Annotated in this window: 6 protein-coding genes; 2 read left to right on the forward strand and 4 right to left on the reverse strand. The window is 71.8% G+C overall.

The window, feature by feature from the left end:
* Nucleotides 1-93 precede the first annotated feature (93 nt).
* On the forward strand, nt 94-5511 hold the full coding sequence (locus tag ABL838_RS03195; protein ID WP_418124106.1) for a filamentous hemagglutinin N-terminal domain-containing protein: 5418 nt from the start codon (nt 94-96) through the stop codon (nt 5509-5511).
* Between the two features lie 15 nt (nt 5512-5526).
* On the opposite strand, the gene ABL838_RS03200 is transcribed toward ABL838_RS03195, so the two are convergent.
* Entirely contained in the window at nt 5527-6165 is a 639-nt protein-coding gene (locus ABL838_RS03200) for a cysteine hydrolase family protein (protein ID WP_184639952.1), read from the reverse strand.
* Nucleotides 6166-6265: 100 nt separating this feature from the next.
* On the opposite strand from ABL838_RS03200, the gene ABL838_RS03205 reads away from it, so the two are divergent.
* A complete protein-coding gene (locus ABL838_RS03205) occupies nt 6266-7240 on the forward strand; it encodes a GlxA family transcriptional regulator (RefSeq protein ID WP_418124108.1) in 975 nt (324 codons plus the stop codon).
* Between the two features lie 13 nt (nt 7241-7253).
* Here ABL838_RS03205 and ABL838_RS03210 read toward each other — a convergent pair whose 3' ends face one another.
* From ABL838_RS03210 to ABL838_RS03220, 3 genes are all read right to left on the reverse strand, one after another.
* Complete coding sequence (locus ABL838_RS03210) at nt 7254-9257, reverse strand: ATP-binding protein (protein WP_418124110.1); 2004 nt, start codon at nt 9255-9257, stop codon at nt 7254-7256.
* On the reverse strand, nt 9254-10309 hold the full coding sequence (locus tag ABL838_RS03215; protein WP_418124111.1) for an ABC transporter substrate binding protein: 1056 nt from the start codon (nt 10307-10309) through the stop codon (nt 9254-9256). Before ABL838_RS03215 ends, ABL838_RS03210 begins: the two co-directional genes overlap by 4 nt.
* Nucleotides 10310-10495: 186 nt before the next feature.
* A complete protein-coding gene (locus ABL838_RS03220) occupies nt 10496-12385 on the reverse strand; it encodes a hybrid sensor histidine kinase/response regulator (protein WP_126025713.1) in 1890 nt (629 codons plus the stop codon).
* Between the last annotated feature and the right edge of the window lie 112 nt (nt 12386-12497).

Raw genomic sequence — 12497 nt, forward strand, 5'->3', positions numbered from 1 at the left:
CGGCCCGGCAGAGCCGGTTGCGCGGTGTCCCGCGAATCGTCCGGGCCGGTTTCAAGCATTGCGGGTCACGCGAAAGCGTGGTGGAACACTGAAATGAAGCAACGCAACCCATCCTCGCGCGCGCAATTCCGGCGCCTGCAACTGCGGCCCATCGCGCTGTCGCTGATCTGCGCTGGCGCCGCGCCGGCCATGGCGCAGGTGCTGCCTACCGGCTTCAACTCCATTGCCGGCGGCGTCACCATGACGCAGAACGGCAGCGTGATGAACATCAACCAGCCGTCGCTGCGCGGCATCGCCAGCTGGCAGACCTTCTCCATCGGCGCGGGCGGCACGGTCAACATCGCGCAGCCGAGCACGCGCGCGGTGCTGCTCAACCGCGTGGTGGGCGACGGCATGAGCATCCAGGCCTCGCGCATCGACGGAACGCTGCGGACCTCGCTGATCGGCAACCCGAACCTGCCGGGCGGCAGCGTATTCCTCATCAACCCGAGCGGCATCGTGTTCGGCAAGGGCGCGTCGGTCAACGTGGGTGGGCTGGTGGCTTCCACGCTGGACATCGCCAACGACAACTTCATGCCCGCCGGTTCGGAGAACAAGGCCTTCGACAAGAGCGAGCAGCTGGTCTTCGCCGGCCCGGCCAACAGCCTGGCGCAGGTGCGGCTGGAGCAGGGCGCGTCGATCACGGCGGGCCCGGGCGGCACCGTGGCGCTGGTGGGCGGTTCGGTGCGCAACGACGGCGAGATCAACGTCGCGCGCGGTTCGGTGGGCCTGGTTTCGGCCAGCAAGCTCACCATGAACCTGGACTTCGACGGCGACGGCCTCACCACCTTCAAGGTGCCGCTGGACGGGCAGACCACCTTCAAGCTGGCCGACCTGCAGGCCACCGACAAGACCACCACCGCGCAACTGATGAACACCGGCAACGTCGCGGCCGACGGCGGCCGCGTGGTGCTGATGGCCGCCGCGGCCGACGTGGATGCGCGCCAGCTGGTGGTGAGCCAGACCGGCGTGATCCGTGCCCGCTCGCTGAGTTCCCGCAACGGCGAGATCGTGCTCGACGGCGGCCAGTCGGGCGCGCGCAGCAACGAGATGCTGCTGGGCGGCACCATCGACGCGAGCGGCACCGAGGCCGGCGTGGCAGGCGGATCGATCACCGCGAGCGCGGACTACGTGCGGCTGTCGGGCCTGGCGGCGGACGCCAGCGGCAGCAACGGCGGCAGCATCCAGGTGACGGGAAACGCCGCGGTGAGCATGTCTGCCGACTCGGTGCTGCGCAGCAACGCCACCGGCGCGAACGGGCAGGGCGGCACGGTGGACCTGAGCGCCGGCTATGTCCACGTTTCCGGCCAGATCCAGGCGCGCGGCGCCGGCAGCGGCGCGGGCGGCACCATCACCACCACCGCGCGGCAGGTGGAGGTGACGGAGCTCGCGCAGATCGATGCGGCCGGCGGCGCGAGCGGCGCCAACGGCAAGTGGGTGGTCGAGTCGAAGGGCACGCTCAATGTCGACAACACCGTGCCGGCCTACGAACCCGCGGACTACGGACTGAACACCGCCGACACGCGCGTGAGTTCCGTCGCCATCGGCAACGCGCTGGGCCGCTCGACCGACGTGACGCTGCGCACCGGCTCCAACGACGGCGAGTCGAACGACGTGGTGTTCCAGGACGGCGCGGGCATCGTCAAGACCGAGGGGCGCGACGCGCGGCTCACGGTCGATTCGCTGCGCGACATCCAGATGTTCAGCGGCTCGTCGATCCGCTCGGAAAGCGGTGCGCTGCACGTCGACTTCAACGCCAACGCGACCGGCGGCTCCGACGGCGGCGTGATCGAACTCAACAACGCGAGCATCGCCACCAACGGCGGCAACATCCGCTTCTACGGCCAGGGCGACGCGGCCAACGGCTACGCGGTCGGCGGCATCGCGCCCACGGACGGCGGACCGAATGTCGGACGCGCGGGCGTCTCGCTGTTCGACAGCTCGCTGAACACCTGCGCGATGGCCTCCGGCAACTGCGGCGGCAGCGGCTCGATCGTGCTGCGCGGGCAGGGCACCAGCAGTTCGGCCGGCGACCCGAACTACTACGTGAGTTCGGACGGCGTGCAGGTCTCGGGCACCAGCCTGACCACCGGCGGCGGCAACATCGCCATCACCGGCGTGGGCGGTATCGGCGCGGGCGGCGTGCTGCTCGACAACACCGAAGGCAACGGCACGGTGCTGCGCACCGGCACCGGCGACGTGAGCATCACCGGCAGCTCGCGCAGCTGGACCGCCACCGATCCGGTCGCCGTGTACGGCGGCACGGTGGACTTCGTCGACAGCTCCTTCCCCGACGTGACGACGAGCAACATCGGCGGCATCTCGATGCGCAGCGCGACCATCGACTCCGGCGGGCGCGTGGCCATCGACGGCACCGGCGGCGACATGCAGGGCCTGACCGCGAACAGCGCCTTCCTGACCTCGGCATCGGCCGCCAACGGCGGTGGCGGCGTGTCCTACGCCGCGGGCAACGGCGTGACCATCTTCGGCGGCAGCATCACGGCCGGCGCGGGGCGCGACATAACGATCTCCGGCACGGCTGGGGGCAAGAGCTTCACGGTGGATGGCGCAGTCGCGACCCTCGGCGCAGACGCATCGGCGGTGGCGCTCGCGATGGAGGCCGGCGGCACCGTGCGCGCCGAGGGCGGGCGCATCGCCATCGACGGTCGCGGCGGCGACGTGCTGGTGGGGCGCGTGAACGTTCGCGACGTGCCGTCGGGCACCGTCTTCGTGCCGGTGCTCGACGTGTCGAGCAGCACCGGCGCGGGCGGCACCGTCAGTCTCGCTGGACGCAACGTGCTCGTGATCGATGCGTTCGACGACGTGACCACCATCGACGCCGGCGGCGCGGGCCAGTCCGGCACCATCGACGTGCGAGCCACCAACAGCATCGCCATCAGCGACCAGGCCAGCCTGCGCGCCGACGCGAAATCGGCCTCCGGCAATGGCGGCACGATCAACGTGATCGCCGGCGACACGCTGCGCGGCTACGGCAGCATCTCGGCGCGCGGCGGCGCGAGCGGAGGCAACGGCGGCAGCATCGAGACCTCGGCACCGCACTTCGACCTGACGGGGCTGCGCGTGGATGCGTCGGCGCCGGTGGGTACGGCGGGTACCGCGGGCAAGTGGACCATCGACCCCTACAACGTCACCATCACCCACGGAACCGCCAGCGGCAGCCTGACCGGCGATCCTTTCGTGCCGCTCGCGAATTCCACGGTGCAGGACGGCGACATCAACGCGGCCCTCGACAAGGGCACCAGCGTGACGATCACCACCGGTACGGGCGGACTGGCTAGCGACGGCAACATCAACTTCGACACGCTGGCGGCGATCCAGCGCACGACGGGTGGATCGCCGGTGACCTTCCAGCTCGATGCGGCGCACAACATCAGCGGGTCTGGCAACAGCAACTCCATCCAGTCGGCGGGCGGGGCGCTCGACGTCGTCTTCAACGCCGGCGCAGGCGGTCAGGGCGGAGCGATCAGCTTCAATGGCAGCATCGCCACCAACGGCGGCAATGTGACGATGAACGCAGATGCCGGCCCGAGCGCCGGATCGGCGATTTCACTCAACGGAACCACCATCGACACGCGCACCACCGCGGCGGGCGACGGCGGACCGAGCGGCTTCGTACAGCTCAGCGGCACGCGCAGCCTGCCGCCAACCATCTTCAACACGGTGCCCACGGTCGACCTCACGGGTGTCAGCATCAGGAGCAGCAGTGGCGATGTGTCCATCACGGGCACGGGCCAGCACGGCGACGGCGTGCGCATACAGAACGGCACGGCCGCCAGCCAGATTCTCACCACCAGCGGCGACATCTCCATCACTGGCATCGGCGCCAGCTACAACTACAGCATGTCACCGCTTGCCGTGCAGAGCGTGGACATCACCGGCGCGACGGTCATCCGGAGTGTCGACGGCAACATCGCGATTCGCGGCCTGGCGACACCGGGGCCGCTGGATGCGCCTTCGAGCGGCGTGTTGGTGGCGGGCACGGCACTCGTCACCACGCTCGGTGCGGGCAACATCGATATTGCAGGTGAATCCCAGACCGATGGTGCCGGCGTGACCATCGGCGCCGGAGCGAGCGTGAACGGCAACAACAACGTCGTGCTTCGCGCCAGCAACGACGGCACCTCCGACGCAGTGGTCCTGACCGGCACGGTCCGCGCCGGCAGCGTGCTGAACCTGCGCCCCGGCGGTGTCGACGCCGCAGGCAACGCGGTCGACCGTACAGCCAACCCCATCACGCTGGGTGGCACCGCGGCCAACGGCTTCGCGGTGTCGGCCGACGAGTTCACGCGGCTGGACGCGCCCGCCATCGTGGCCGGCAGCAACGCGCATGCGGGCAGCATCAACGTGGTGGGCCCGCTCACCGTGCCCGGCGCGCTGACGCTGCAGAACACCGGCGGTGGAGGCGGCATCCAGCTCGGCGGCGCGCTCACGGCCGCGACCGTGGGGTTGATCTCGGGCGGCAACATCACGCAGACCGCGTCGGCACCGATCACCGCCAGCACGCTGCTGGCACGTTCCACCGGCGGCAGCGTGCTGCTGGACCAGGCCGCGAACAACGTCAGCGCCGACACGCTCGGCGGCAGCGCGGCCGGCGCCTTCCGCTACGTGGACGTCGACACCGTCAAGCTCGGCTCGGTGAGCGTCACCGGCTACGACGCGGCGGGCAACCTGCCGCAGATCGTGTCGGCCAGCTCGATGGCGGCCGATACCGTGGCGGTGCGCACGCTCAGCGGCGACCTGCTGCTGGGCACCAACGTGAGCAGCACCGGCGGGGTCGACCTGGTGGCGGGATCGCGCTTCCAGAACACCGGCGGCTACACCATCGCCGGCGCGCCGTGGCGCGTGTGGGCCGACACCTGGGTGGGAGAAACGCGCGGAGGCCTCGCGGGCTCGGGGCTGTACCCCAACCTGTACCACTGCTCCTACTCGGGCCTGTGCGCGGTGAGCATCCCGGCGGGCGCCAACCACTTCATCTACGCGCAGCAGCCGGTGGCCACGGTGCTCATCGGCAATGCGAGCAGGCCCTTCGGCTATCCGAACCCGCTCTTCAGCTACCTCGTCACGGGGTTGATCCTGGGCGACACGGGCGCAGGCTTCTCGGGCTTCATGTTCTCGCCCGCGCTGCAGGCGAGCCCGCCGGGCGTGTATCCGATCAACGGCGCCTTCACCTCGGCCGAGGGCTACAGGGTCAACGTGGTGCCGGGCAACCTGCTCGTCAACCAGATGCCCGACCTGCCGCGCCCCGACGCGCTGCGCGACCTGCCCGCGACCTGGGTGTACGACCGCAACATCGGCCCGCCGCCGATCTGCTTCGCCACCGGCCCGCTCGACGGCGACCGCGCGACGCAGGGCGGCGACGTGCTGGCGCGCGAATGGTCGCGCGTACGCTCGCGGCCCAACCTGTCGAGCTGCGTCGATACCGAGAAGCGCAACGGCTGCGCCGATTTCTGAGGCAGCGCGCCGGCCTCAGGCGACGCCTCGTGCGCGGCGGTTGGACATCACGACGTTGTCCTTCGGGATGACCTGGCCTTCGCGCATCGCCGTGATCCATGCATCGGTGGAAGTCACGGCCGCGAAGTTGCTGTGGAACACCACGCTGAAGACGCGGTGGATCTCCTCGGCCGTCACCTTGCCCGCCGCGTTCTCGTAGGGCAGCGCGCCGCTGGCGTCGGACAGGAACTCCACGGCCAGGCCCCGGTGCATGGCTTCGTACACGGTGGAGGCGTCGCAGTTCTGCGTCATGTAGCCGGCCACGCTCAGCGTGTCGATCTCGTTGCGCGCGAGCCAGTCGGCGAAGTCGGTGCCGGTGAACACGCTCGGAAAGCTCTTGGTGACCAGGTGGTCGTGCGGCCGCTTCGCGATCTCGGGGTGCAGCTGGCCGTTGTGCGCGTCGGCCTGGAACACCGGCGCGCCCTTGGGCGCATGGTGGCGCACCACTACCACCGGCGTGCCGGCGGCGCGCGCGGCGTCCATGGCCTTCGTCACGTTCGGCAGCGTGTCCAGGATGGGCGGGTACTCGATCGGCAGGCCGCCGCCTTCGAAGTATTCGTTCTGCACGTCGATCACGACGAGGGCGCGGCGCGGCCTGGTTGTGTTGCTGCTCATGATGGGCTCCTTCTCTTGTGTGGTTCGGATGACTGGATTCTTCCCGTGGGCCCCATTCCCCGAAAGTGGCCCGAAAGCCATTCATCGATAAGATCGGGCCATGAGCACCGCTGCCACCGAAACCGTCGCGGTCGTCGCCTTCGACGGCATCAGCCCCTTCCACCTGTCCGTGCCCTGCATGGTCTTCGGCGAGGACCGCACCGAGGCCGGCGCGCCGCGCTTCCGCGTGCAGGTGTGCGCGCCCGAGCCCGGCGAGCTGCGCACCAACGCGGGCTTCTCGCTGGTGGTGCCGCACGGGCTGGAGGCGATACGCCGCGCGCGCATCGTGGTGGTGCCCTCATGGCGCGACGACTGCAGCGCGGCGCCGCCCGAGCTCGTTCGCGCGCTGCAGGCCGCGCACCGGCGCGGCGCCACCGTAGTGGGCCTGTGCCTGGGCGCCTTCGTGCTGGCCGAGGCCGGCCTGCTCGACGGCCGCCCGGCCACCACGCACTGGAAGCTGGCGCCCGCCTTCGCCAGGCAGTACCCGAAGGTGAAGCTGCAGCCCGAGGTGCTCTACGTGGAAGACGGCAACGTGCTCACCTCCGCCGGCACCGCGGCCGGCATCGACTGCTGCCTGCACCTGCTGCGCGTGCGCTACGGCGCCGAGACGGCCAACCGCGCCGCGCGGCGCATGGTGGTGGCGCCGCACCGGCAGGGCGGGCAGGCGCAGTACATCGAGCAGCCGGTGCCCGCCACCGCCGAGCGCGACCGGCTCGCGCCGCTGCTCGAATGGCTGGGCCGGCACCTCGACAGGCCGCACGAGCTCGACGACCTCGCGCGGCGCGCGCTCATGAGCCGGCGCAACTTCACGCGGCGCTTCCGCGAATCCACCGGCACCACCGTCGGCCAGTGGATGCAGAACCAGCGCCTGGCGCTCGCGCAGCGCCTGCTCGAAACCACCGACCATCCGGTGGAGCGCGTGGCCACCGGCGCCGGCTTCGGCTCGGCGGTGTCGCTGCGCAAGCATTTCCTCTCGGCCTTCAAGGTGTCGCCGACGGCGTACCGGCAGCAGTTCTCGCGGGCCAGTATCGACTGACCGGCGCCTGCGCTCAGTGCGCCGGCACCTGTCGCCGCGTGGTGAGCAGCGCGCGCAGCTTGGCCGGCGCGACCGGCTTGGTCAGCAGCATCACGCCGCCGTGGCGCAGCCGCTGCAGCACCTCGGGCCCGGTGGCGCCCGAGACCAGCACCGCCAGCGCCTCGGGCTGCAGCCGCCTGGCGGCGTCGATCACGTCCACGCCGTCGCCGTCGCCCGCGAGCTGCAGGTCGCACAGCACCGCGTCGTAGTGGATGTCGCCGGTGCCCAGCCGCGCGATGGCCTCGGCGCCGGTGCTCACGCACTCCACCTGGCAGCCCCATTGCTCCAGCAGCGCGCGGCTGCCGTCGAGGATGGCGGGGTCGTCGTCCACCACAAGGCAGCGCAGGCCCACCAGCGGCGCGGGCGCCATCGGCGCCGGCTGCGGTGGCGCCACGTCGGCCAGCCGCGCGGCCGGCAGCGTGAAGGCGAATGTGCTGCCCGCCTGCAGCGCCGAGCGCACCGTGATGCGCGTGCCCAGCAGCGCGGCGATGCGCGCGCAGATCGCCAGCCCCAGCCCGAAGCCGCGGCGCCGGTCGCGCTCGGTGTTGGCCACCTGGTAGAACTCCTCGAAGATGCGGCCCTGGTGGATGGGCGCGATGCCCACGCCGTTGTCGCGCACCTCGATGCGCACGCCGCCCGCGCTGCGCCGCGCCGCCACCAGCACCGTGCCGCCCTCGGGCGCGTGGCGCAGCGCGTTGGTGACGAGATTGCCGACGATGCGCCGCAGCATCGCCGCGTCGGTGCGCACCGCCAGGCCCCGGTCGCTCCAGCGCAGCCGCACGCGGGCCTCGACGGCGGCCGCGGCGTGTTGCGCGTCGAGCTGGTCGAAGAGTTCCGCGAGCGGCACCTTCGCGATCGCCGGCGTGAGCACCTGCGCGTCGAGCCGCGAGATTTCGAGCAGGTCGTCGAGCAGCACGCCCATGAACTCGGTGCTCTCCTGCAGCCGCAGCACCGCCGGGCGCTGCGCGGGCGAGGCGCCGGGCAGCAGGCCGTCGATGAACAGGCCCATGGCATGCAGCGGCTGGCGCAGGTCGTGGCTCGCGGCCGCGAGGAAGCGCGCGCGCGAAAGAGCTGCCTGCTCCGCCTCGGCCATGCGCTGCAGCGCGACGGCGGTGGCCTCGCGCACGCGCTCTTCGCTGATCTGGCGGTTGCGCTGCAGGCGCTCGGCCAGGCGGTCGATGTCGTGCGCGAGCACCGCGAGCTCGTGCGTGCCGCGCGTGCCGCCTTCCACCACGTCGCAGCGCACCTCGAAATGCCCGGCCTCCAGCGCCGCGACCGTGCGCGACACGCGCCGCAGCGGCCGCGCCACCGTGCGCGCCATGTGGCGTACCGAGGCCCATGCCGCCATCAGCGCCACCAGCGCGATGCCGATGCCGGCGATGAGCGAGCGGCTGCGCTCGCGCGTGTAGGCGGTGGTGTCGCGGAAGGTCTGCACCAGGCCGATGGGCGTGTCGCCCGCCGCGGTGGAGCCGGCCGGCGCGAAGGCGCTGGCGCGCGAGGCCTCGCGCAGCGTGACCGGCGAGGTGAACATGCGCAACTGCGCGAGCGACGCAGTCTTCGGCCCGGCCGTCACGTAGATGCCCGCGCTGTTGCTGATTTCCACACGAGTGACCTGACCGCCGCGCAGCGCGGCATTGGCCACGTTCTGCAGCGCCGGCACGTCGCCCGCGTAGAGGCTAAGGTCGGACATGGCCGCGACCTGCCGCGCCACGGCCTGGCCCTCGGCGTCGAAGGCGGCTTCGAGGGTCTGCAGCCGGTTGTGCGTGAACCAGCCGGTGAGCGCCAGCGCCACCGCCGCGCACGGCACCACGCCAAGGCGGAACAGGTCGCGCTGCAGGTTGCCGCGCACGACCAGCGTGTGGGGCGACTGGAAGGATGCGGGCGGCGGGGATGGCGATGACGGGGACTGCGATGGCGTGCCCGCGCCCTCCGTCCCCGAAGGCCCAGCCGGGTCGTGGGAGGGCGGAACGCTGCTCATCGCGGGGCCGCGAGCCGGTCGGTCAGTTCCCGTTCCTCCGGCAGGCGCAGGCCGAGTCCGCGTGCCACGGTCGCGTTGACGCGCACGGTGGCGGGCGTCGCAGCTTCCACCAGCGGTGCGTTGTTGTTGCCGCTGCCCGTGCCGGCGCTCGCGACCTTCTGGCCGAGCTGCCGCGCCTGCTGGGCGAGCTGCGAGGGCGTGGAGACCGCCGCCGCCAGGCCGCCCGAGCGCACCAGCCCCTCGCTGGCGCCGAACACCGGCAGGCCGGCGGTCGCGGCGGCGCGCAGCACCGAGAGCGTGGCCGCCTGGTTGTCGCCGATCAGGTCGGGCAGCACCATCAGCGCGTCGCTCTCGGGCACCACCAGGCGCAGTGCGGAGGCGATCGACCGCGCGTCGGGCGCGTATTCCACGCGCAGGTCCCAGGCCGGGTTCGCGCCTTGCGCTGCGCGCTGAAGCTCGCGCACCAGCGGCTCCGATTCGGGCGTGGCGACCACGCCAACGCGGTGCTTCTGCGGCAGCACCGCGTTGACCAGCGCGAGCTGGTCGGCCATGGCCGGGTCGCGCAGCAGCACGCCCACGCGGCGGTCGCCGCGCCGCAGCGCCGGGCTGGAGGCCTTCAGGGTTTCGTATTCGAGGCGGCTGAGCATCGCCAGCACCAGCGGCTCCTGGCCCGGGCGCTCGACCGCGGCGCGCGCGGCGGCGGGCCCCACGGCCATGGTGAGCGGCGTGTCGGCGGCGCTGGGGCGCAGGCCGCGCGTGCGCACACCCGCGTTGGCGGCGCGTTCGGTGTCGGGAGCCGCGGCCGCCTCGGGTTGCGCCGCGCCGGGCGCGCCGGGCGAGACGCGCACCAGCTCGAACCTGCCGCCCGGCTCCTGGTCCGCGCGCAGCTGCTGCACGAACTCCGAAGACGCAGCCATGTCGTCGCCCATCAGTACCGTGAGGCTGGCGGCCGCGACGCTGCCGCCAGCCGCGGCCCACGCGAGCGCCGCCACCAGCGCGCTGCGGGCGGCGCGCCACAGCCTTCTCGAGGAGGGCGGGAGAACGGAGATCACGGCAACAAACATGGACTGCTTCCGCAGCGAGGAGCGATGATCCAATGTAAGGACGACCCCCTCTTCGCGCGATAAGGCGGAGGGCTTATGTCAGCGTCGACGGTGGCCTGCCCGCGTGACGAATTCCACGCGGCGATGGCCGCACGGCCTATGCCCGATGGAGTACCCAGGCGCTTACCGCAGGCCCTATGCCCCCACCGCCTGCGCCGCCGCCGCACGCTGCGCCTGTATCGCCTGGCGCAGCACGCGCGGCGACACCGGCTTGTAGAGCACCGTGATGCCGGCGCTCGCCACCTCGCGCAGGCGGTCGGGCTTGGTCTCTCCGGTCACCAGCAGGCGCGCGGTGCCGGCGCCGATGCCGCGCGGGTGGCGCTCCAGCGCGGCGATCACGTCCAGGCCGTTGTCGCCGCCCTGCAGCAGCAGGTCGCTGATGACCACGTCGGGCGGCTGCGCCCAGCCGTCGGCCATGGTCAGCGCCTCGGCGCGGGTCTGCGCGGGCAGCACCTCGGCGCCCCAGTTGGAGAGCACCACCGTCAGGCCCTCGAGGATGGTGCGCTCGTCGTCGATCACCATGATGCGCACGCCGGCCAGGCTTTCCTCCTCCTCGATGGCGGCGACGGCGGGCGACGCCGCGGGCGCCGGCAGCGCGGCCGGCGCCGAGCGCACCAGCACCCGCACGCAGGTGCCCTTGTGCAGCTTCGAGCTCAGCTCCACGCGCGTGTTGAGCAGCTCGGCCAGCCGCTGCACCGTGGCCAGGCCCAGCCCCATGCCGCGCGTGCCGCGCGATGCCTGCCGGCTCGCGGGCTCGACCTGGTAGAACTCCTCGAACACCCGCGCCTGGTGGTGCGCGGCGATGCCCACGCCGGTGTCGACCACGTCGATGCGCACGCCCCGGCCGCGCCGCCTGGCGCCGATGAGCACGCCGCCCTCGATGGTGTGGCGCAGCGAGTTCGACACCAGGTTGTTCAGGATGCGCGAGAGCATCACGTAGTCGCAGCGCACCCACACGTCGGTCTTGCGCACCACCAGCCGCAGGCCCTGCTGCTCGGCCACCGGGCGGAAGTTGCGGCTGATCTCCTCGAACAGCCGGTCGAGCGGAAAGTCGATCCACTGCGGCTGCAGCACGCCCGCGTCGAGCTGCGACAGGTTCAGCAGCTCGGAGAAGAGGCGGTCCAGCGAATCCACGCACTCGCGGATGTGGCCGATGCGCTGCAGCTTCACCGGGTCGCTCTCGCCGTTGGCCAGCCCGTCGGAGAAGAGCGTGAGCGCATGCAGCGGCTGGCGCAGGTCGTGGCTGGCGGCTGCCAGCAGCCGGGTCTTGGCCTGGCTGGCCACCTCGAGCAGCTGGTTCTTGCGCGCCAGCTCGGCCGTGGCCTCGTTGATGCGGCTCTGCAGCAGCCGGTGGCTCTCGGCGAGGGCGCGCGCGGCCTCGTTGAAGCCCTGCTGCAGGTGTCGCACCTCCGCCGTGCCCTCGATGGCCACGCTCGCGTCCTCGCCCGCGCCCAGCCGGTCGACCGCCTTGCCCAGCGCGCGGATGGGCTCGCTGATGCGCCGCGCCGCCCACCAGCCCGCCAGGCCCACCCCGAAGAGGCTGATCGCCAGCACCAGCCCCACGTTGAACCACACCGAGCGCCGCGCGCTCTGCACGGCCGCCAGGCTCATCTCGACCATCACCTTGCCGTTGTGGCGGCCGTCGTCGCTCACGATGGGCACCACCACCTGCAGGCCCTCGGCGCGGGCGCGGTCGATGGTCTCGGAGTTGGCGACGATCTCGCCGTCCTCCGTCCAGATCTGCACCTGCTGCACGTTGGGCTGGTAGGTGCCCGACTGGGCGGTGCGCGCCAGCGCGCGGCGGTCCATGCGCGCCAGCGGCGCCTGCGCCACGGTGGCCACCTGCAGTGCCACGGTCTGCGCATTGGCCCGCATCAGCTCGGTGAGGTTGCCCAGGTGCTGGCGCGTCAGCACGGCGATCGCCGCCAGCGTGGCCAGGGCCGCCGGCACCATCGCCAGCAGGATCAGCTGCTGGGCGAAGGTCAGGCGGGCCAGGCCTCGGATGACGCGGAAATTCCAGTTCATGGGCGCATCGGACGCATGGGGGCCGAGCTTATTGGGGCCGTCCGGAGCGGGAAAGCTAGGTAAAACATCACAAAAAATGCTTGTAATTGATATTTAATGACGTCCGCGCTGC

The sequence above is a fragment of the Variovorax sp. 160MFSha2.1 genome, from assembly GCF_048305075.1.
Taxonomy (GTDB): Bacteria; Pseudomonadota; Gammaproteobacteria; order Burkholderiales; family Burkholderiaceae_C; genus Variovorax; species Variovorax guangxiensis.

What these genes read in the sequence shown, in the direction of transcription:
- ABL838_RS03195 (WP_418124106.1), top strand. Translation starts at nt 94, where the DNA reads ATGAAGCAACGCAACCCATCCTCGCGCGCGCAATTCCGGCGCCTGCAA.
- ABL838_RS03200 (WP_184639952.1), bottom strand. Translation starts at nt 6,165, where the DNA reads ATGAGCAGCAACACAACCAGGCCGCGCCGCGCCCTCGTCGTGATCGAC.
- ABL838_RS03205 (WP_418124108.1), top strand. Translation starts at nt 6,266, where the DNA reads ATGAGCACCGCTGCCACCGAAACCGTCGCGGTCGTCGCCTTCGACGGC.
- ABL838_RS03210 (WP_418124110.1), bottom strand. Translation starts at nt 9,257, where the DNA reads ATGAGCAGCGTTCCGCCCTCCCACGACCCGGCTGGGCCTTCGGGGACG.
- ABL838_RS03220 (WP_126025713.1), bottom strand. Translation starts at nt 12,385, where the DNA reads ATGAACTGGAATTTCCGCGTCATCCGAGGCCTGGCCCGCCTGACCTTC.